Source organism: Halomonas sp. HG01, assembly GCF_000968715.2.
GTDB classification, from domain to species: Bacteria; Pseudomonadota; Gammaproteobacteria; order Pseudomonadales; family Halomonadaceae; genus Halomonas; species Halomonas halophila.
This window is the reverse complement of record NZ_CP022134.1, coordinates 756,311-777,216: the sequence shown is the minus strand read 5'-3', so window position 1 is coordinate 777,216 and position 20,906 is coordinate 756,311. Positions and strand designations below refer to the sequence as shown.

Below are 20,906 nucleotides of genomic sequence, written 5' to 3'. Positions count from 1 at the left end.
CACTCGTTCATGGAGTTCCGCTTGTCTCCTCCCCGCCGCCTTCGTCGACGGGCCCGCCGCTGGCTCGCCGGCTCGCTCGTCATGCTGCTCACGCTCTTCACCGCCCTGCCGGCGCTGGCCGACTCACCACATCTGGCATCACCGCGGCTGGCGACCCTCGACTGGACCCTGGCCGAGACCCTGGCCGCCCTCGAGGCTCCGCCCGCGGCGCTGGCCCAGCTCGACGCCTATCACGCCTGGGTGGGCGAGCCGGCGCTGCCGGACGCGGTGATCGACCTCGGCCTGCGCTCCCAGCCCAATCTGGAGCTGCTGGCGGACCTCGATCCCGAGCGCATCCTGATCTCGCCGATGTTCGCCAACCTCGCCCCGCGCCTCGAGGCGATCGCCCCGGTGGACACCCTGACGCTCTATACCCCCGGCCGGGACACCTGGACGGAGATGCGCGAGCTGACGCGCCGCGTCGCCGATATCGTCGAACGGCCCAAGGCCGGCGAGCGGCTGATCGAGGACACCGAGTCGCGTCTGACGCGCCTCGAGCAGCGCCTCGGGGACGACGCCCCACCGCTGCTCGTCGTGCAGTTCATGGACGCCCGCCACGTGCGGGTGTTCGGCGACAACGGCCTCTATCAGGCGGTGCTCGACCGCCTGGGGCTTCAGAACGCCTGGAACGGCGTCACCAACGCCTGGGGCTTCTCGCTGGTCGGCATCGAGGCCCTGGCCGGCCTCGACGCCCGGCTGGTGGTGGTCGAACCCTATCCGGCCGGCGTGCGCGAGACCCTGGCCGACAGCGGCCTGTGGCGGAGGCTGGTCGAACGCAGCCGCGGCGAGCCGCTGATCCTGCCCCCGGTGTGGAGCTTCGGCGCTCTGCCCTCCGCCCAGCGCTTCGCCGAACAGCTGGCCACCGCCCTGGAGAACGACGATGTCCGCTGATGCGCTTGCCCACGCCACACCTTCACGCCGGCTGACGCCGGGCCGCGCCTGCCTGCTGCTGGGCCTGCTCACCGCGGGCCTCGCTCTGGCCCACCTGACGTCGAGCACGGGGCTCGTGACCGGGCTGTCGTCGCTGGTGACGATCCCCGACGCCTCATCGGAAACCCTGGTGCTGCACTTCGCCTGGTGGCCGCGGCTGGTCATGGCGCTGATGGCCGGCGGTGGCCTGGCGCTGGCCGGGGTGCTGATGCAGCAGGTGCTGCGCAACCCGCTGGCGGCGCCCACCACCCTGGGCGTGGCCAGCGGCGCCAACCTGGCGCTGATGGCCGCCAGCCTGCTGGCCCCCGGGCTGCTGGCCCTGGGCCGCGAATGGGTGGCACTGGCCGGCGGCGGACTGGCCATGGGGCTGGTATTCGCGCTGGCCTGGCGACGCGGCCTGTCGCCGGTGGTGGTGGTGCTCGGCGGGCTGGTGGTCAACCTCTACTTCGGCGCCCTGGCCATGGTGCTGCTGCTGTTTCATCAGGAGGCGCTCAAGGGTCTGCTGATCTGGGGCGCCGGCTCGCTGGCCCAGAACGGCTGGAGCGACGCCGCCTTCCTCGCGCCGCGCCTGGCGCTGGGCGTCCTCGGCGCCTTCTGGCTGCTGCGCCCGCTGGCGGTACTGGAGCTCGACGAAGCCGGCGCCCGCAGCCTCGGCGTGTCGCTCAAGTGGCTGCGCCTGGCCGGGCTCGGCCTGGCGGTGTTCCTCACCGGCTGCGTGGTCAGCACGGTGGGTGTCATCGGCTTCATCGGCCTGGCGGCGCCCAACATCGTGCGCCTGGCCGGGGCCCGCCGGCTGGGCACGCGGCTGCTGTGGTCGACGCTGCTCGGCGCCCTGCTGCTGGCCACCACCGACCAGCTGCTGCAGCGCTACGCCGGCACCCTGCCGACGCTGATTCCCACCGGCGCCACCACCGCCGCCCTGGGCGCGCCGCTGCTGCTGTGGCTGATTCCGCGCCTGCGCCTCAACGGCTCGGCGCCGCCGCGCCACGCCGGCACGCCCGCCATGCGGCATCCTGCCCCACGACGGCTGATCGTCGGCCTGTCCCTCGCCCTGGTCGCGATGGCCGCGGTGGCGGCGCTGGCCGGCCAGGGCGCCGACGGCTGGCAGTGGGCCTCGCCCCTGAACACCGACCTGCTCGAGTGGCGCTGGCCACGGCTGCTCGCCGCCGCCGGCTGCGGGCTGATGCTGGCCGTCGCCGGGACCCTGATCCAGCGCCTCACCGCCAACCCCATGGCCAGCCCCGAGATCCTGGGGATCAGCGGCGGCAGCGCCATCGCCCTCATGGCGGCGATCTTCCTGCTGCCGTCGCCGGGCAACCTGGCACTGGTCGGCGCCGGGGTGCTGGGCGCCCTCGCCGCCCTGGCGGTGCTGGTAATCGTCAACCGCAAGAGCGGCTTTCAGCCCGAACGGCTGCTGCTCACCGGGGTGGCGATCACGGCGCTGTTCGAGGCGGTCAAGGCCGTGGTGCTGGCCGGCGGCGACCCGCGCGGCCAGCAGGTCATCGCCTGGCTCTCCGGTTCCACCTACTATGTCGATGCGGCGAGCGCCGTGACGGTCGCCGGCGCGGCCGTGGTGCTGGCGGTCATCGCCGCGCCGCTCACCCGCTGGCTGGACATCCTGCCGCTGGGCGGCGCCACGGCCGCCGCGCTCGGCATCCCGCTGCGTCGGGCGCGGCTCGGCCTGCTGCTGCTGGTCGCCCTGCTGACCGCCGCCGCCACCCTGGTGGTCGGGCCGCTGTCCTTCGTCGGCCTGCTCGCTCCCCACATGGCACGGCTGCTGGGCTTCACCCGCGCCCGGACGCATCTCGCCGGGGCCGCCCTGACCGGCGCGTTGCTGATGGTGCTGGCGGACTGGCTGGGCCGCCAGTTACTGTTCCCCCAGGAGATTCCTGCCGGCCTGGTCGCTTCGCTGATCGGCGGCGCCTATTTCATGTGGGGGATGCGACGGCTATGAGCCATCTCGATAACCGGGCCCGCCGATGGGCCGATCGCTGGCAAGGCCGGCTCGCCTGTGGCATCGCCTGCGCCCTGGCGCTTTTCCCGCTGACGGGGGCCGCGCATCCCCACGGCTGGGTGGACGTCTCGGTGAAGGTGATAACGGATACCCAAGGACGTGCCGAGGCCCTTCAGCAGCGCTGGCGACTGGATCCGTTCTACAGCCAGCTGCTGCTGGAAGAACTTCGCGCCGCCCAGGGCGACGAACCGATGGCGGCGCGTCTCGACCAGCTGGGGGTGGAGATCCGCAATACCCTGGCCCCGAAGCGCTATTTCACCCACGTGACCCGGGCCGGCCAGCCGGTCGAGCTCGGCGACGTCGACGACTTCACCACCCTGGCACGCGGCGGTCGCGTCGAGCTGATGTTTCGACTACCGCTGGCCAATCCCCTTCCGTTGGACGAGTCGCCGGTGCGCTACCGCATCTATGACCCGACCTACTACCTCGAGGTCGTGCACGAGGCGGACGGCGACACGCCCAGGCCGGACGCGCTGACGGTCGAAGAAGACGGCTGCCGTACCCGGATCATCGCCGCCGATCCCGATCCAGCGAAGGTCGCCGAGGCGGCCATGCTGGATCGCGGCGAACAGGCGGAAGAAGGGCTCGGCCGCTTCTTCGCGGAAACTGGAGAGATACGATGCGATCATCCATGAACCCGGCCGACAGGGCTCGGCCTCGCCCCCGGTGGCTCGGCCCCGTGGTCATTGGCGGACTCGCCCTGGCGCTGCTCGCCGCGGCCTGGGTCACGCTGGGCCAGGAGGCCAGCCTGCAACTGGTCGCCTGGCAGCGCGACCTGCACCGCGCCCTGACGGAGGCGATCGCGGCCCTCGACGCTGCCCCGACGGCGGCCGCCTGGTGGGGCCTGCTGGGCCTCAGCTTCGGCTATGGGGTCTTCCATGCCGCCGGCCCGGGCCACGGCAAGGCGGTGCTCGGCACCTACCTGCTCAGCCAGGGCGGCGCGCTGCGCCGGGCCCTGCTGCTCTCCTGTCTGGCCTCGTTGCTGCAGGCCCTGGTGGCCATCGGCCTGGTCACGGTGCTGGTCCATGGACTGGGCTGGCTGACCCGCCAGGCCATGGGCTCGGTGGTATGGCTGGAGCAGGCCAGCTACCTGCTCGTCGCGGCACTCGGGCTCTGGCTGTGCTGGCGGGCCCTGGCCGGCCATCGGCACGCGCCAGGCTCTCATGACCATGACCATGACCATGACCATGACCATGACCATGACCCGCACGAGTGTGACTGCGCCCACCATCTGACGCCCCAACAGGCCTCGGACTGGCGCGGTGCCCTGGCCGTGGTGGCCTCGATCGGCATGCGTCCCTGCAGCGGCAGCGTGCTGCTGGTCGGCGCCGCCTCGCTGCTGGGGCACTACTGGAGCGGTGTGCTGGCGGTGCTGGCCATGGCTGCCGGTACCGCCCTGACGGTCTCGGCGCTGGCCCTGGCCAGCGTGATGGCCCGGGGCTGGGCCGAGCGCCGCCTGCAGCGTTCGACGCGTGGCGCGACCCTGGAACGCTGCCTGAGAGCGGCCGGCTTCGCAGGCGGTGCCCTCATCCTGATGCTGGGGCTTTCACTGTTCGTGGCCGGGGCCCAGTCACCCGACGCGCCGCCGCTGCTCGAGGGCGCCCCCACGACCTCGCCCTCGCCTTTCGGCGGCTAGCGGGACACGACGCTCACATGGGAGTGCCTGCCCAGACGCAAAGCGCCCGGCCATGGCCGGGCGCTTTGCTTTTCGGGCAAGAGAAGCGACTCAGAAGCGGTAGCTCAGGCTGCCGATCACGCTGCGCGATTCGCCGTAGTAGCAGTAGAAGTCACAGCCGCTGACGTACTCTTCGTCGGTCAGGTTGTTGACGTTGAGCTGCGCGCCCCAGTGCTCGTTGACGTCGTAGCGCACCACGGCATCGTAGAGGGTGTAGGACGGCACCTTGTAAGTCTCGCCCGCATCCGGGCTGTTGGCGCTGGAGCCTACATAGCGCACGCCACCGCCGACCGACAGACCGTGCAGTGCACCGGCGAAGTCATAGTCGAGCCAGGCCGAGGCCATGTTGTACGGCACAAGCGGGGCATGCTCGTCCTGCTGTTCCTCGCTGACATCGACTCGGGTATCGGTGTAGGTGTAGGACGCCGTGAGCTTGAGGTTGTCGGTGAGATAGCCCACACCTTCGATCTCGATCCCGGTCGAGCTGCGCTCGCCGATCTGTCGCTGAGCACCGGCAGAACTGGTGATCAGCGTATTGCTCTCCTCCAGATCGAACGCCGACACGGTCACATAACCGTCGAAGCCCGGCGGCGCATACTTGACGCCCACCTCGAACTGGCGACCCTCCAGCGGCTCGTAGCTCTCGCCGCTGGCATCGGTGCTGGCCAGGGGCGTGAACGACTCGCTGTAGCTGACGTAGGGCGACAGACCGTTGTCGGCCAGGTACATGACGCCGCCGGTCAGCGAGACCTGATCGTCGGCGTAGCCCTCGCGTGAGCGGCCGGTCTCGTCGCGATAGACGTCGCGGCTGTCGACGCTGTCGTAGCGCGCACCGGCCAGGAAGATCCACTTGTCATTCAGGCGGAACTGGTCCTGCACGTAGACGCCGACCTGCTCCTTCTCGACGTCGTGATGCGTCGGGTCACCGGTCTCCGGCTCGCGGAAGGCCCGGTGATCCGGATCGAACATGTCCACGGTGTCGATGTTGACGAAGTAGGACGATCCATCGCCCAGGGTGCGGAAGCTGTCCGCGTTGTCGTAATCGAGATCCAGGCGCTGATAGCCGGCCCCGAGCAGCAGGGTGTTCTCGGTGTTCTCGGTATAGGTCCGCGCGATGAAGCGGTTATCGAGCGTGAAGGCGTCATATTCGCCGTCACGGTCGACGACGCCACGCGAGATGCTGCGCGGCGGCGTCACGTAGGAGTTGGGATAGACCGAACGCAGTTCGAGATCGAGGTTGCTGTAGCGGAAGTTCTGCTGGAACTCCCAGGTATCGTTGATGCGATGCTCGAGCTCGTAGCCCAGGGAAAGCTGGCGCTGGTCGAGATTGTCATAGTCGGGCTGGCCGAGATTGGTCTCGGGATCGATCTTGCCGAAGGGCGTCCCCTCGACCGTGCCGTAGGCGGGGAAGAACCCCGTGGTCGGCACGCCGTCGTCCTTCTGGACGCTGGCCAGGAAGGTCACCGTGGTGTCCTCGGAGACATCGACGGCCAGGCTCGGGGCGAAGTAATAGCGGTCCATGTCGGTGCCGTCGAGCTCGCCGTCCCCCTCGCGCACCATGCCCACGACGCGGTAGCGCATGTCGTCACGGCCTGACACCGGACCGGAGGTGTCGATGCCGATCTGACGATGCCCCTTGTTGCCCACCTGAAGTTCGATCTCGCCTTGCGGCTCGGCCGTAGGACGCTTGCTGACGGCGTTGACCAGCCCGCCGGGAGGCGCCTCGCCGTAGAGAATCGAGGAAGGGCCCTTGAGCAGCTCCACCCGTTCAAGTCCGTAGGGCTCGGTCATCCACCAGAAGTAGCCGCCGGTACGGAACAGGCGCAGGCCGTCCTGGTAGGTCGAGCCTTCGGCGCTGAAGCCCCGCAGGAACATCCAGTCGGCGTTGTTATCCGACCCGTAGGGCTGGGAGACCACCCCGGAACGGTAGCGGAAGGTCTCGTCGTACTTGTCGACGGCGCGCCGATCCAGCTCGTCGCGCCCGACCTCGGACACGGCCCGCGGCGTCTCGATGGTCGGCGTCGCGACCTTGAGCGCGGTGGCGCTGACGACGACGGTGTCGGTCTCGACCTCCGTGGCGTCCTGCTGGGCCAGCGCCGCGCCGGCGGCGCCGATGAGGGTGAAGCCGAGGCCATAGCGGACGGCGGCGGTCAGGGGGGACAGCCGCCACGAGCGGCGGGATACGCGAGTCATTGGTGTGTGCCTTACGATTCGGGGGACAAGGGAGCCGCCAGCGCGGAACGCCACGTTCGAGACGGCGGCACACAGATGCTAATGGCTTTTATTTGCGGAAACAAATATGACGCATCCCGCCCCTCCGACCGGCTACCCCCTCACTTCGTCGAGCCGGGCCACCGCGTCCCGGCTGACGCTCAGCCGCTGGTCGCCCGTCAGTTCGCTCAGCCTGCCACCATGCATCTCCAGCAGCCGGTCGGCGTGATCGAAGTAATGGTCGTCGTGGCTGATGGCGAACACCGTCTTTCCCATCGCCTGCAGCCGCGGCAGCAGGTCGCGATAGAAGACCCGGCGGAACTGCGGGTCCTGATCGGCGGCCCACTCGTCGAGCAGCAGCAGGTCGCGCTCCTCGGCCACCGCCATCAGCAGCGCCAGCCGCTTGCGCTGCCCCTGGGAGAGCTCGGGATTGGTCACGCTCTGGCCGTCGAAGGCCAGCTTGTCGCGCATCGCCAGCTCCTCCAGCCACGCCTCGACCAGGGCGGGGTCGGCCTGGGCGCCCTCGGGCCCGACCAGATCCGCGAACTGGTGAAAATCGCTGAACACCGCGGAGAAACGCTGCCGGTAGGACGCGGCATCCCTCAGCGGCTCGCCGTCCAGCAGCAGCTCGCCCTCCTGGGGCCGATAGAGGCCCGTCAGCAGCTTGGCCAGGGTCGACTTGCCGCTGCCGTTGCCGCCGATCAGGAACACCATCTCGCCGCGCCGCAGCGTCAGGTCCAGGGGGCCGACGGCGAAGCCGGCCTCACCGTCCGCGCCGGTGTAGGCGAAGCGCACGCCGTGCAGGCTCAGGGTCTGCCAGTCGCCCGGCTCGGCCTCGGCCACCGCGAAATCGCGCTCGGCCTCGGCCAGTTCGAGCGCCGCGATCTTGTCGAAAGCCACCTGGGCGCTCATCAGCGTCGGCAGCGCGCCGATGGCCTGCAGCAGCGGCGTGCGCAGGAACAGCAGGGTCAGCGAGTAGGTCGCCGCCACCGAGGTGCTGGCCCAGCCCAGGCCGTTGGCAAGGAAGAACACCACGCCGATGGCGCCGAGCATCATGATATTCGACCAGTTGATCGCGCTCAGGTGGTAGGTGTCGGCGCGGATGATCTGGCCGCGGTAGTCGCGGGCGTCGACTTCGTAGCGCTCGTCGTAGAGGCGCCGCGCCCGTCCGCGGTTGAGCGCCAGCTCCTTGCGCCCGTGGATGACCGCCTCGTAGTCGCGGTAGAGCCGGTCCTCGCTCTCGCGTACCCGCGAGAGATGCCGATAGACCCGCGCCACCAGCCAGGAGCTGACGGCGATGGTGACGGCCAGCCAGGCGGCCGTGACCACGAGCAGGCCCGGCGACAGCCAGCCCAGATAAAGCGCCGAGCCGACGGTCAGCACCAGGCCCTGGATCAGCTCCGGCAGGCGCACGAAGGCGATGGTCACGTTGCGGATGTCGCTCGACAGGCTGGCCAGCAGTTCGGCGCTGCCGAGGCGCTCGAGGCGCTCGACGTCGGTATCGAGGATCTGCTTCACCAGCCGCCCGCGCAGCCCGTGGACGAAATGATGGCCGAGGATGGTCAGCGCCAGCTGCGAGGCCAGCGTCACCACCAGCAGCGCGACCACCACGCCGAGGAAGGCTGGCAGCACGCCGGCAGGATCGCCGACGGTGTCGATCAGCCGCCGGTTGATGAAGGCGATGGCACCGATGCCAAGCCCGGCGCTGGCCAGGCTGAGCAGCATCACGCCGAGGAAGGGCCAGCGGTAATGGCGATAGACGACGCGCAGCAGTTCCACGATGCATCCTTGTTATGGGGCGATAGGAAAGGAGGCATTGTCCGCCTGTGAGGGCAGGCGTCAATGCGGGCACGGCGATGCCGCCATCTTGCGTCACACGGGACACGCCTTCCCGAATTGCGCAACACAATGAAAAGAATTATCGTTTGCAATATCGAGACATACTATCGGCCTCGACACACAACGATAACCATCCCCCGGATCGAACAAGGGATCATCACGACATGCCCACTCTCCGACATCCGCATCTCCAGCGGCTGCCGATGCTGCCGCTCGTCCTCGGTTTCACCCTGCCCGTCACGGCGCTGGCCCAGTCCGCCAGCGAGGCGCCGAACGCGACCGATGCCCAGGCCATGAACCCGCTGGTGATCACCGCCAAGCGCAATCAAAGCCGCGTGGACGAGACGCCCCAGAAGGTCACCGTCATCACCCGCGAACAGATCGAGCAGCAGCTGGCCATCACCCAGGATCCGGGCCAGGTGCTCAGCAACCTGATTCCCTCCTACTCGCCCAGCCGCCAGAAGCTCTCCAACGCCGGTGAGACCTTCCGCGGTCGCGCACCGCTGTTCCTGGTCGACGGCGTGCCCCAGTCCAACCCACTGCGCGACAGCGGGCGTGACAGCTACACCATCGACCTCTCGATGGTCGAGCGCATCGAAGTCATCCACGGCGCCAGCGCCGAGCACGGTCTGGGCGCCACCGGCGGAATCATCAATTACGTGACCAAGCGTCCCGACGGCGCCGGGGTGAGCCAGCACGCCGGCATCAGCCTGACCAGCGACGACGACTTCGAGTCCGAGGGCTTCGGCCACAAGCTGGACTATCGCCTGAGCGGCCAGACCGGCGACTGGGACTATGTGTTGGCCGCCAGCCGCCAGGAGCGGGGCGTCTTCTACGACGGCAGCGACGACGAGGTCGGCATCGCCTATCCCGGCGAGATCCAGAACGCCGAGAGCTACGACCTGATGGCCAAGGCGGGCTACTGGATCGACGATCGCCAGAACGTCGAGGTCTCGCTCAACCGCTTCGAGCTGGAGGGCAACGGAGACTATGTCCCGGTAACGGGCGACCGCGACGCGGGCATCGCGACCACCGCGCGCAAGGGCGATCCGATCGGCGATCCCGGCTTCAACGAGGTCACCACCGCCCGGCTGTCGTACTCCCATGACGACTGGCTCGGCAACAGCGTAGACGCTCAGCTCTATACCCAGCGCTTCCGGGCCCAGTTCGGCACCACGCCCTACTTCCCCTACCAGGGCGACGACGGCACGACCCGCTACGACCAGACCCGCAACGAGTCCGACAAGGTCGGCGCCAAGTTCACCCTGTCCCGCGACGGCCTGCTGAACGATCGCCTGACCCTGACCACCGGCCTCGACCTGCTCGAGGACGAGACGCGGCAGATGCTGGTGCACACCGACCGCACCTACGTACCGGAGACGCAGTTCCGCAACGTCGCCGCCTTCCTGCAGGGCGACTACAGCCTGACCGATGCGGTCAGCCTGCACGCCGGCGTGCGCCACGAGCGCGCCGAGCTCGACGTCGACGACTTCTCGACCATCGACCGCAGCAACGTCACCCAGGACAACGTCAGCGTCGAGGGCGGCACGCCCGACTTCGACGAGACGCTGTACAACGCAGGCATCGTCTATCAGGCCACCGAGTGGGCGCAGCTCTACGCCAACTACTCCGAAGGCTTCGGCATGCCGGACGTGGGCCGCGTGCTACGCGGCATCGGCGAACCCGGCCAGAGCGTTGACGGCCTGCTGCAGCTGCAGCCCATCGTCACCGATAACCGCGAGATCGGCGCCCGCTTCGACTGGGATCGCTACGGCCTCGAGTTGAGCTACTACGAGTCGAACTCCGACTACGGCGAGCGCCTGGCCTTCGAGAACGGCACCTGGGTCGGCAGTCGCGAGAAGACCGAGATCCAGGGCGTCGAGGTCACCGGCGAGGCCCGGGTCAGCGATCGCCACCGGCTGCGGCTGTCCTACACCCACGCCGAAGGCGAGTCGGACACCGACGGCGACGGCAGCGTCGACACCGAGCTGACCGGCATCAACATCGCTCCGGACACCCTCAAGCTGGCCTGGAGCGCGGCCTGGAACGACGAGCTTTCCACGCATCTGCAGTTCAGCCGCTACTTCAACCGAAGCGTCGACGACCCCGAGCTGGAGTTCGACGGCTACGGCCTGGTCGACGCCTCGCTGACCTATCGCCTGCCGGTGGGCCGCACCAGCCTGGGCGTGGAGAACCTCACCGACGAGGACTACTTCACCTACTACTCCCAGGCCGCCCGCAACAGCGACGAGTACTACTTCAAGGGTCGCGGCCGCACTCTGACCCTGAGCTATCAGCTCAACTTCTGAGCCGCCGTCGTATGACGCCTTTCATGAGCGGCATCTCAGGATGCCGCTCCTTTCCGTTTCCTGCTGGCCCGATCGCGATGCCCGACACTGCTTCCCACTCGAATCGCGCTTGGACGGACGCCGTTCGCCTGCGCCGATGGCTGGCAGCGCTGCTGGCCCTGCTGATGCCGCTAGGCGCCGTCGCCGCCGACGTGCCCTCCGGCGGCCATGGCGTCACCAACGCTTTCGGTGACACGTCCGTTCCCGACATGCCACAGCGCGTCGTCACCCTCTACCAGGGCGCGACAGACAGCGCGGTGGCGCTCGGCATCACTCCGGTCGGCGTCGTCGATTCGTGGCTGGAACCGCCGATGTATCGCTATCTGCGCGAGGCTCTGGATGGCGTGGTGCACGTCGGCCTGGAGACCCAGCCCAACCTCGAGAAGATCGCCTGGCTGGACCCGGACCTAATCGTAGCCACGCGCTTTCGCCATCAGCGAGTCCGGCCGCTGCTCGAGGCCATGGCACCGACGGTGGCAAGCGAAAGCGTCTTCGACTTCAAGGCCAGCCTGAGGCTGCTGGCCAAGGCCACGGGCCGGGAGGCGCGTGCCCGGGCGCTGCTCCACGACTGGGACGCCCGTGTGGCCGACTTCCGCCGCCGCATCCGGCGCGCGCTGGGCGACGCCTGGCCGCAGAGGGCCGCCGTGGTGCGCTTCAAGAGCGACCACGTGCGCATCTACTCCACCGGCTTCGCCGGCTCGATTCTCGACGAGCTGGGCTTCGAACAGCCGAGCTCCGTGCAGGACCAGGGCTGGGGCATGAAGCTGACCAGCGAGGAGAACATTCCGGTCATCGATGCCGACGTGATCTTCGTGCTGCTGGAACCGGACGATCCCGCCATTGCCCGCAACTACCGCCACTGGCGCTCCCACCCGCTGTGGCAACGCCTGAACGCGGTACGCCATGACCGCGTGTTCGAGGTGGATGCGGTGAACTGGATCATGGGCGGCGGCATCCTGGCCGCCAACGCCATGCTCGACGATCTCTATGCCCACTACGGGCTGACGCCACCGGCCTCGTCATGCGCGGCGCCCGACGAGGAGGCCGTCGCATGCTGAACGGCCGACGATCGCGCCTCGCCGGGCTGCTACTGGGCCTGATGCTGGCGGCGGCGGCGTTCGTCGCGAGCCTGATGCTGGGCACCACGGAGATCCCGGCACCGACCTTTCTGCAGGCCCTCTGGCACTACGATCCCGCCCGGGTCGCGCATCTCATCATTCGCACCGAGCGCCTGCCGCGGGCGGTGATCGCCGCCCTGGTCGGCGCTAGCCTGGCCATCGCTGGCGCCCTGATGCAGACCCTGACCCGTAACCCCCTGGCCTCACCGAGCCTGCTGGGCATCAACGCTGGGGCCATGTTCTTCGTGGTGATAGCGGTCTCGTGGCTGCCCCTGCATGCGCCGGGCGAGATCGTCTGGGCCGCACTGCTGGGCGGCTTCGTCGCCGCGGGCCTGATCGCGCTGCTGAGCCGCGGCCGACGCGGCGAGCTGTCGCCGCTGCGAGTGGTGCTGGCGGGCGTGGCCGTCAGCGCCATGTTCGTCTCGTTCAGCCAAGGCCTGCTGATCGTCGACCGGCAGAGCTTCGAGAGCGTGCTGTACTGGCTGGCCGGCTCCGTCTCCGGGCGCGAGCTGTCGCTGGTGGTGCCGCTGCTGCCGCTGTTCGGCGCCGCCCTGCTGCTGTGCGCTGCGCTGGTCCGCCACGCCAACGCCCTGATGCTGGGCGACGAGACGGTGCAGGGGCTGGGCCTGCGCGCCGGCACCGTCAAGCTGCTGCTCGGCCTGGCGGTGATCCTGCTCGCCGGCGGCTCGGTGGCGCTGGCCGGCATGATCGGCTTCGTCGGCCTCATCGTGCCGCACATGGCGCGATGCCTGTTCGGCGTCGACCATCGCTGGCTGCTGCCGGCCTGCGCACTGCTGGGCGCCAGTCTGCTGCTGCTGGCCGACGTCGCCTCGCGCTTCCTGATGCCCCCGCAGGACGTGCCGGTGGGCGTGATGACCGCGCTGATCGGCACGCCCTTCTTCATTCATCTGGCACGCAGGACATCGGCCCGCTCATGACGCCTTCCTCTTCCCTGCCACACCCGGCTGACGACGACGGCAAATCCCGGGCATCGCGCCACGCCATCGTGCTCGCGCTGCTGGGCCTGGCGCTGCTGGCCAGCGTCGGCCTGTCGCTGACCCTCGGCAGCTTCCCCACCGCCTTCGATGAGGTCGTGCATGCGCTGATGGCGCCCCGGCACAGCGACATCGCCTTCATCGTCTGGGAACTGCGCCTGCCGCGCCTGCTGCTGGCCGTGCTGGTCGGCGCGGCGCTGGCCGTAGCGGGCGCCATCCTCCAGGGCATCGTGCGCAATCCGCTGGCCTCGCCGGACGTGATCGGCATCACCAGCGGCGCCGCCCTGGCCGCCGTGGCCTTCCTCGCGCTGATCGGAGCCGGCCTTGACCGCCAGTGGCTGCCGGCCTCGGCGCTCGGCGGCGCGCTGCTCAGCGCCCTGCTGGTGTTCTCGCTGGCCTGGCGGCGCGGCCTCTCGCCGTCGCGCATGGTGCTGGTCGGCATCGGGCTCTCCGCCGCCATGGGCGCCATGACGACACTGCTGATCGTGATCAGCGACGACAGCGCCGCCATGGGCGCCTACGTGTGGCTGACCGGCAGCCTCTATGCCGCCCAGTGGCCGGACGTGATGGGCCTGCTGCCCTGGCTGCTGGTCGCCGTGCCGCTGTGCCTGACTCAGTCGCGACACATGGACGCCATGGCGCTGGGCGATCACGTGGCCCTGGGGCTCGGCGTGAACCTGCTGCGCAGCCGGCTGCTGCTGATGGCCTGCAGCGTGGCGCTGGCCGGCGCGGCCGTGGCCTTCGCCGGCGGGCTCAGCTTCGTGGGCCTGATCGCACCCCATATCGCGGCGCGCCTGGTGGGCCGCGGCTTCGCTCGGCTGGCGCCCGTCGCCGCGCTGATCGGCGCCCTGATCGTGCTATACGCCGACCTGCTGGGGCGGGTGGCGTTCCTGCCCAAGGACCTGCCGGCCGGCATCTTCGTCTCGGGCGTGGGCGCGCCCTTCTTCGTCTATCTGCTGTATCGCAGCCGCCGTTGAAACGGAGCCAGCACACGACGACAGCGCCCGGCGGACGGGCGCCCGAGGCAGTCTCGGCCGCCGGCCCGGCATACGTTGAAAATGAGAATGTTTTGTCTTACCTTGCCCTGCCTCCTTCCAGCCCGGATCGACACTTTCCCATGTCCAAGATCGCCGCCCCGACGGCCCGCCTGACGGGCGAAGCCCTGCGTGCCGGCTACGACGCCCGCCCCGTGCTGGACGGCGTCGACCTGGCGGTGACCGAAGGCAAGCTGACGGTGCTGCTCGGCCCCAACGGCTGTGGCAAGTCGACACTGCTGAAGACCCTGGCGCGGACCCTGACGCCGGACGGCGGCCGGGTCTACCTCGACGGCCAGGACATCCACCGTCGCCGCACCCGGGACGTGGCCCAGCGCCTGGGCATCCTGCCTCAGGGGCCGGATGCCCCAGAGGGCCTGACGGTCCGCCAGCTCGTGGCCATGGGCCGCTTCCCCCACCAGCGGCTGTGGCGCCAGGACGCCGAGGGCGACGCCCGCGCGGTGCGCGAGGCGATGGCCTACGCCGGTGTCACGGAGTTCGCCGAGCGCAGCGTCGACGCCCTCTCCGGCGGCCAGCGCCAGCGCTGTTGGATCGCCATGGTGCTGGCCCAGGAGACGGACCTGATCCTGCTCGACGAGCCCACCACCTTCCTCGACCTCAAGGTCCAGGTCGAACTGCTGGAACTGCTGGTGGCACTGGCCCACGATCAGGGCCGCACTCTGCTGGTGGTGCTGCACGACCTCAACCTGGCAGCGGCCTATGCCGACGAACTGGTGATGATGCGCGACGGACACATCGAACGGCGAGGCACGCCTACCGAAGTGTTCACCGCCGAGAACCTGAAGCGGGTCTTCGACCTCGATGCCCATGTCATCGACGATCCCCAGGGCGGCGGCCCGGTTTGCGTGCCTCTCCAGTCGCCCCTGGCCCGCTCGCGTCGAGAAGCCCAGCGCGAGGTCAGCGCATGAGCCGGCGCTTCTGCGCGGTCGAGAGCGCCGCCGTCCAAGATCCCCTGGCTGGCACCGCCACACACGCCGAGCGCAATCTGCTGCTCGCTTGGCCGAGCGCCAAGTGGCAGCGCAACCTGCGCCACGCCAGCGACATGCCGGCAGAAATCTTGGCCCGGCTCGATGCCCTGGCCGAGGCCGGCCGCCGGGTCAACCTGATCCACCGCCACGGGCACCCCAGCCACCGCCATCGCCTCTACCTGATGCCCGAGAACCGCGGCTTCGAGGTCGAGCGCGAGGCGCTGCCGGCGTTCCTGGCCGCCTTCGACAACGGCGAATCGTTGGCCCGCTGGGAGACCGAGGCGCCCTCCGGCGCGCTGCTCCTGTGCTGCACCCACGGCAAGAAGGACAAGTGCTGCGCCAAGTTCGGCTTCGCCGCCTACAAGGCGCTCGCCATGGCGATCGACGCCCACGACCTGCCATTCGAGGTCTGGGAGAGCAGCCACCTGGGCGGCTGCCGGCTGGCCGCCAGCGCCATCCTGTTTCCCGCGCTGCGCAAGTACGGGCGCATCACCGAGGCCGACGTGCTGCCGCTGCTCGAAGCCGAGGCCCGGGGAAGGCCCTACCTGCCCTGCTACCGCGGCGACGGCCACCTGTCGCCGGTGCAGCAGTGCGCCCAGCACGCCGCGCTGGGCTGGCTCGAGAACCGGGAGCGGGTCGCGATGCCACGCCTCGCGACAGAGGACGGCGACGACGAGGCCCGCCGGCTGACGTTCGACTGGCAAGACGGCGCCCATGTCGGCCGGCTGGTCGTGCACTGCCGGGTCGACACCGTGATGCGTCTCGACACCTGCGCCGACCTGGAAAGCGACGGCGCCACGCCGAGCCCCGTCTGGCGCGCCGTCGAGGTCGAGCCCCTCCCGCCGGGCGAGGCCTGAGCGCCGCCTACCCCTGTCCGTCCGTGGCCCGACGCCCCGGCTCGAGGATCTCCCGGGCCAGCTCGCGGCCGCCCGGGGTCAGATGCAGCGCTTCGCCGTTGCGCTCGATCAGCGCCTGCTCGCGGCTGCGCGCCACCACCCGGCGCGCCTTGGCATCGTCCCACAGCAGGTGCTCGCGCAGCGCCCGGGTGACGTTCTCCTCGTGCTGCTCGGGGCTGCCCTCGTGGTTGTAGAGGTGCACGGCCAGGGTGCGGATCTCGTTGAGGCGCCGCTGGCCGCGACGCCGGAACCACTGGGCGACCACTCCGTAACGTGGACCGGCCAGGAAGGCCACCAGCAGGAACGCGCCGGTCATCACCGCCATCATGCCGCCGATCGAGACGTCCCAGGCCACCGCCAGGACATAGCCCGAGATGCTGGACAGTATCGAGACCAGGATGCCGTAGACGAACATCAGCCACAGCCGGTCGGTCAGCAGATAGGCCGTGGCCGGCGGCACGATGACGAACGCCACGAACAGCACCGCCCCCACGGCGTCGAAGGCCGCCACCGCGGTGCCGCTGGTCAGCAGCAGCAGACCATGGAACAACAGCCCCGGGGCCAACCCCAGGGCCCGGGCCAGCCCCTCGTCGAAGGTGGCCAGCTTGAGCTCCTTGAAGAAACAGCCGACGAAGGCGGCGTTGAGCAGCGTCATGGCGCCCATCGAGAGCAGCGCCTGGGGCACCCGATACTCGCCCAGGGTGACGGTATCGAGCCACACGAAGCCGATCTCGCCGAGCAGCACGGTATGGGTGTCGATGTGCACGTCCCGGGCATACAGATTGAGCAGCAGCACGCCGATCGAGAACAGCACCGGAAACACCAGGCCGATGGCGGCGTCCTGCTTGACCCGCCGGGTGCTGACCAGCAGTTCGGTGAGCACCACCGTGAGCAGCCCCGTCAGCGCGGCACCGAGGATCTGCAACGGCCCGCTCTGCTGGTGGGTCACCAGCCACACGATGACGATGCCGAACACGATGGCGTGGCCGATGGCGTCCGAGAGCATGCTGTTGCCGCGCAGCACCAGGAAGGTGCCCACCAGGGTCGAGGCGATGCCCACCAGGGCGCCCACCAGCATGATCATCGCCGCGGGATTGTCGAACAGCGCAGCCAGCATCAGGCGCCCTCCTCGTACAGCGAGGCCAGCACCCGCTCGGCCTCGGCACGACCCGCCGGCGTCAGCAGCCAGCGCCGCGACGGCCCCGGCTCTCCCGGCGGCGCCTCGCCCCATTCGACCAGGCCGCGACGCTCGAGCTTGCGCAGCGCGGTACGGGTGCGCAGCCCGTGGTAGCTGTCGATCAGCCCCTGCTCGGAGCGGAACACCGGATCCTCGTGGCGAGCGGCGAGCCCGTAGAGGGTGGTCAGCACCTGCTGCTGACGCAGGCGTCGACGCCCCCGCCACAGCCGCAGTGCCTCCCATGCCAGGCCGCGCCCCGGCGCCAGGGCGATCGACAGCAGCACCACGGCGGAGACGCTGAGAATGATCAGCGGTCCGGTGGCCAGGCCACGCGACAGGGCACTGAGCAGCGCGCCCAGCACGCCACCGGCCATACCGATGAGCGCGGCCAGCGTCACCATGCCCTCGAGACGCCGGCTCCACTGCCGGGCCGCCACCGCCGGGGCGATGATCATGGCCGCCATCAGCACCACGCCGACCATCTGCAGGCCGACCACCACGGCCAGCGCGACCATCATCGTCAGCAGCGCCTCGAGCCAGACCACCGGCAAGCCCAGAGAAGCGGCAAACTCGGCGTCGAAGGTTACCAGCTTGAACTCCTTCCACAGCACCGCCACCAGTGCCAGGGCGATCGCGGTGATGCCGGCCATGATCCACACGTCGGCGCGCAGGGTGGCCGCCGCCTGGCCGAACAGGAAGGCGTCGAGGCCGCCCTGGGACGCGTTGTTCATGCCCTGGATATGGGTCAGCAGCACCACCCCGAGAGCGAAGAAGACGCTCAAGGCGATGCCCAGGGCCGCGTCCGTCTTGAGCCGGCTGAGGCGCGTCAGCAGCAGCATCGTCAGCGCCGCCAGGGCGCCGGTCACCAGCGCGCCGGTCAGGATGCTGCCCATGTGACGCCCACCGGCGATGATGAAGCCCAGACAGACCCCGGGCAGCGCCGCATGGGACATGGTGTCGCCGAGCAGGCTCTGGCGACGCAGCACCGCGAAGCAGCCCAGCACGCCGCTGATCAGCCCCAGCAGGGCGGCGCCGGCCATGACGTTCTGCAGGGTGTAGTCGTTCAACAGGCTCAGCAGCGAGGCCATCACGAGGCGTCGCCCTCCCCGGCCAGCATGCCGGCTTCGTCGAGCAGCGCGATCTGGCCGCCGTAGGCGCGGCGCAGGTTGTCGGCGGTATAGACCTCGCGCACCGGCCCCTGGGCGATGACCCGCACGTTGAGCAGCAGCAGCCAGTCGAAGTAGCTGCGCACCGTCTGCAGGTCATGGTGCACGACGATCAGCGTCTTGCCCTGGTCGCGCAGGCGGCGAAGGATGTCGACGATGGCGCGCTCGGTGGTGGCGTCGACCCCGGCCATGGGCTCGTCGAGGAAATAGACATCGGCCTGCTGGACCAGCGCCCGGGCCAGGAACACCCGCTGCTGCTGGCCACCGGAGAGCTGGCTGATCTGGCGTCCGGCGAGGTCGGCCATGCCGACCTGCTCCAGCGCCGACATGGCCTCCCGGCGCTCGCGCCGGCCAGGACGCCGGAGCCAGCCCAGCCGACCATAGAGCCCCATGGTGACCACGTCCAGGGCGGTGGTGGGAAAGTCCCAGTCGACGCTGGAGCGCTGCGGCACGTAGCCCACGCGGCGGCGATGCGACTTGTAGGGCAGGCCGAACAGCCGCACGTGGCCGGCCACCGAGGGCACCAGCCCCAGCACGCTCTTGATCAGCGTGCTCTTGCCGGCCCCGTTGGGACCGACGATACCGGCCATCACCCCGGGCGGCACGTCGAAGTCGATGTCCCACAGCACCGGCTTGCTGTGGTAGCTGACCGTCAGGTCCTCGACGTGCAGGGCGAGATCGGGTTCATGCAGCGGCTGCGTCATGGTGGGCCTATTCGATGCGTGAGATGCGTGGAAGGAAGATCAGGGAGCGGGAATCTCCCAGCGGGCGGCCCAGTCGGCCAGCGCCTCGGGCAGCGGCGCCGGGGTGCCGCCGAGCGCCTCGACGATGTGCCGGGTGTTGGCATGCAGCATGCCGATGTAGGTGCCCTCCGCGGTTCCCGCCTCGCCCATGGCATCGGCGTACAGCTGGGCACCGATCGAGACCTCCTGACCGCGCTGGCGGGCGGCGTCGATCACCGCCTGGACGGTGCGCGGATTGATGGTGCTCTCGACGAACACCGCCGGCACCCCGCGGGTCACCACCGCCTCGGTCATGGCCCGGATATCGGCCACACCGGTCTCGGTCTCGGTGCTGATGCCCTGGATGCCGGCGACCTCGATGTCATAGGCCCGGCCGTAGTAGTTGAAGGCGTCATGGGCGGTGACCAGGATACGCTGCTGCTCGGGAATGGAGGCGACGCTGGCCGCGATCCAGTCGTGCAGGGCGGCGAGCTCGCGGCCATAGGCCTCGGCGTTGGCCCGCATCGTCGCCGCGCACTCGGGGCGCGCCTCGGCGAAGGTCTCGGCCAGCACCGGCAGGGTCTGCGCCCACAGCGACACGTCCATCCACAGGTGGGGATCGATGCCGTAGGCATCCTGCACCCGAATCAGCGCGTCCTCGCCGATGGCGGCGGGCGAGACCGCCACGGTCGTCGTGATCTCGGCGAAGCGTTCCAGCACGTCGCCGAGCTGGCCTTCCAACTTGTAACCCGAATAGAGGATGGTCTCGGCACGCTGCAGGGTCGCCACGTCCCGGGCGCTGGCCTGGAAGAGGTGCGGGTCCACCCCCGGCCCCATCAGCGCCGTGACCTCGACGCACTCGCCACCGACCCGCTCGGCGACATCGCCGAGCATGCCGATGGTCACCACCGTCTCCAGCGGCTCCGCCGCCTGCAGCGGCCCGCTCCCCAGGGCCATGGCAAGCCCCATGCTCATCCATCGCATCCGCATCCTTGTCCCTCCCGGTGTGCCGCCCCCGCAGATATAACACCCCGGCCACGCCGAGGTAAAAGCGTCGCGTCTCACACACTGTTACACGACGACTTGAAACTCATGGACATCAGACGACACTAATGGGTGTCGTCGACGCAAGACGGCCACATGGACACCGACTCAAGGAGAGACGCCATGACCCGCGATTCCCTGCGCAAGACGAGTATCACCGCCGCCCTGCTCGCCACTGGCCTGACCGTCAGCGCCACGGCCTCGGCCGCGCCCCAGGGTCTCTACTCCGCCGACGAGCTGCTGGATGCCGACGTCTATACCCAGGAGGATCCCGAGCGCTCGATCGGTGAAGTGGAAGACGTGCTGCTCGACGACGACATGCGCCTGCGCGCCCTGGTCATCGACTCCGGTAGCCTGCTTGACCTCAACGAGAAGCAGTACGTGGTCGAGGCCGACCAGTTCAAGGTCGAGACCCGCCACGGCGAGCGCATCGAGGACATCGAATACCGCGTCACCCTGAGCCTCGACGCCGCCAGCCTGCGCGACCAGCCCGAATACACCGATGGCTGGTGGAACCAGGCCCGCGAGAGCATGCGTGACGCCTGGGCCGATACCCGGGAAGGCGCCGCCAGTGCCTGGGAAACCACCCAGGAAGGCGCGTCCACCGCCCTGGACCGCATCGGCCAGGCCCTGCAGAACGCCGGCGAGAGCGCCCAGAAGGCCGCCGAATAATCCCGTCTCGGCGACACGCCGTCACGCGCCCATACGC

Annotated in this window: 17 protein-coding genes; 11 read left to right on the top strand and 6 right to left on the bottom strand. The window is 69.5% G+C overall.

Annotated elements, in window-relative coordinates:
* Positions 1 to 81: 81 nt before the first annotated feature.
* From UN84_RS03455 to UN84_RS03440, 4 genes are read left to right on the top strand one after another with little or no spacing between them, the layout of a single operon-like run.
* Positions 82 to 930 (top strand): ABC transporter substrate-binding protein, encoded by an 849-nt coding sequence (locus UN84_RS03455; protein ID WP_046080371.1) that lies wholly within the window; start codon positions 82 to 84, stop codon positions 928 to 930.
* On the top strand, positions 920 to 2,923 hold the full coding sequence (gene fhuB / locus UN84_RS03450) for a Fe(3+)-hydroxamate ABC transporter permease FhuB (protein WP_173834952.1): 2,004 nt from the start codon (positions 920 to 922) through the stop codon (positions 2,921 to 2,923). Before UN84_RS03455 ends, fhuB begins: the two co-directional genes overlap by 11 nt.
* On the top strand, positions 2,920 to 3,618 hold the full coding sequence (locus UN84_RS03445) for a DUF1007 family protein (protein WP_052719345.1): 699 nt from the start codon (positions 2,920 to 2,922) through the stop codon (positions 3,616 to 3,618). The genes fhuB and UN84_RS03445 overlap by 4 nt, the downstream gene beginning before the upstream one ends.
* Entirely contained in the window at positions 3,603 to 4,619 is a 1,017-nt protein-coding gene (locus UN84_RS03440; protein ID WP_237022356.1) for a nickel/cobalt transporter, read from the top strand. The genes UN84_RS03445 and UN84_RS03440 overlap by 16 nt, the downstream gene beginning before the upstream one ends.
* 90 nt (positions 4,620 to 4,709) lie before the next feature.
* Here the strand turns inward: UN84_RS03440 and UN84_RS03435 are convergent, their stop codons facing one another.
* Together UN84_RS03435 and UN84_RS03430 are read right to left on the bottom strand one after the other, a co-directional pair.
* The gene (locus UN84_RS03435) at positions 4,710 to 6,851 is read right to left on the bottom strand and encodes a TonB-dependent siderophore receptor (protein WP_052719346.1); all 2,142 of its coding nucleotides are present in this window, start codon (positions 6,849 to 6,851) and stop codon (positions 4,710 to 4,712) included.
* A 132-nt stretch (positions 6,852 to 6,983) separates the two neighbouring features.
* Complete coding sequence (locus UN84_RS03430) at positions 6,984 to 8,648, bottom strand: multidrug ABC transporter permease/ATP-binding protein (RefSeq protein WP_046079121.1); 1,665 nt, start codon at positions 8,646 to 8,648, stop codon at positions 6,984 to 6,986.
* Between the two features lie 224 nt (positions 8,649 to 8,872).
* Between UN84_RS03430 and UN84_RS03425 the strand changes: the two genes are divergently transcribed.
* From UN84_RS03425 to UN84_RS03400, 6 genes are all read left to right on the top strand, one after another.
* Positions 8,873 to 11,017, top strand: a complete 2,145-nt coding sequence (locus UN84_RS03425) for a TonB-dependent receptor (protein ID WP_082090885.1) — start codon at positions 8,873 to 8,875, stop codon at positions 11,015 to 11,017.
* A 77-nt stretch (positions 11,018 to 11,094) separates the two neighbouring features.
* Positions 11,095 to 12,114, top strand: a complete 1,020-nt coding sequence (locus UN84_RS03420; protein WP_082090886.1) for an ABC transporter substrate-binding protein — start codon at positions 11,095 to 11,097, stop codon at positions 12,112 to 12,114.
* The gene (locus UN84_RS03415) at positions 12,108 to 13,112 is read left to right on the top strand and encodes a FecCD family ABC transporter permease (protein ID WP_107181704.1); all 1,005 of its coding nucleotides are present in this window, start codon (positions 12,108 to 12,110) and stop codon (positions 13,110 to 13,112) included. The genes UN84_RS03420 and UN84_RS03415 overlap by 7 nt, the downstream gene beginning before the upstream one ends.
* Positions 13,109 to 14,146 carry a FecCD family ABC transporter permease gene (locus tag UN84_RS03410; protein ID WP_046079124.1) on the top strand — a complete coding sequence of 346 codons (1,038 nt, stop codon included), beginning with the start codon at positions 13,109 to 13,111 and terminating at the stop codon, positions 14,144 to 14,146. The genes UN84_RS03415 and UN84_RS03410 overlap by 4 nt, the downstream gene beginning before the upstream one ends.
* A 140-nt stretch (positions 14,147 to 14,286) precedes the next feature.
* On the top strand, positions 14,287 to 15,132 hold the full coding sequence (locus tag UN84_RS03405) for an ABC transporter ATP-binding protein (protein WP_046079125.1): 846 nt from the start codon (positions 14,287 to 14,289) through the stop codon (positions 15,130 to 15,132).
* Positions 15,129 to 16,049: a sucrase ferredoxin gene (locus tag UN84_RS03400; RefSeq protein WP_046079126.1), complete on the top strand. Its 921-nt coding sequence runs from the start codon at positions 15,129 to 15,131 to the stop codon at positions 16,047 to 16,049. The genes UN84_RS03405 and UN84_RS03400 overlap by 4 nt, the downstream gene beginning before the upstream one ends.
* A gap of 7 nt (positions 16,050 to 16,056) precedes the next feature.
* Here the strand turns inward: UN84_RS03400 and UN84_RS03395 are convergent, their stop codons facing one another.
* From UN84_RS03395 to UN84_RS03380, 4 genes are read right to left on the bottom strand one after another with little or no spacing between them, the layout of a single operon-like run.
* The gene (locus UN84_RS03395; protein WP_046079127.1) at positions 16,057 to 17,205 is read right to left on the bottom strand and encodes a metal ABC transporter permease; all 1,149 of its coding nucleotides are present in this window, start codon (positions 17,203 to 17,205) and stop codon (positions 16,057 to 16,059) included.
* On the bottom strand, positions 17,205 to 18,353 hold the full coding sequence (locus tag UN84_RS03390; RefSeq protein ID WP_046079128.1) for an iron chelate uptake ABC transporter family permease subunit: 1,149 nt from the start codon (positions 18,351 to 18,353) through the stop codon (positions 17,205 to 17,207). Before UN84_RS03390 ends, UN84_RS03395 begins: the two co-directional genes overlap by 1 nt.
* On the bottom strand, positions 18,353 to 19,135 hold the full coding sequence (locus UN84_RS03385) for a metal ABC transporter ATP-binding protein (RefSeq protein WP_035592861.1): 783 nt from the start codon (positions 19,133 to 19,135) through the stop codon (positions 18,353 to 18,355). Before UN84_RS03385 ends, UN84_RS03390 begins: the two co-directional genes overlap by 1 nt.
* 39 nt (positions 19,136 to 19,174) lie before the next feature.
* Positions 19,175 to 20,128 carry a metal ABC transporter solute-binding protein, Zn/Mn family gene (locus UN84_RS03380; RefSeq protein ID WP_046079129.1) on the bottom strand — a complete coding sequence of 318 codons (954 nt, stop codon included), beginning with the start codon at positions 20,126 to 20,128 and terminating at the stop codon, positions 19,175 to 19,177.
* A 192-nt stretch (positions 20,129 to 20,320) separates the two neighbouring features.
* Between UN84_RS03380 and UN84_RS03375 the strand changes: the two genes are divergently transcribed.
* Positions 20,321 to 20,869, top strand: a complete 549-nt coding sequence (locus UN84_RS03375) for a PRC-barrel domain-containing protein (RefSeq protein ID WP_035592859.1) — start codon at positions 20,321 to 20,323, stop codon at positions 20,867 to 20,869.
* Positions 20,870 to 20,906 lie beyond the last annotated feature (37 nt).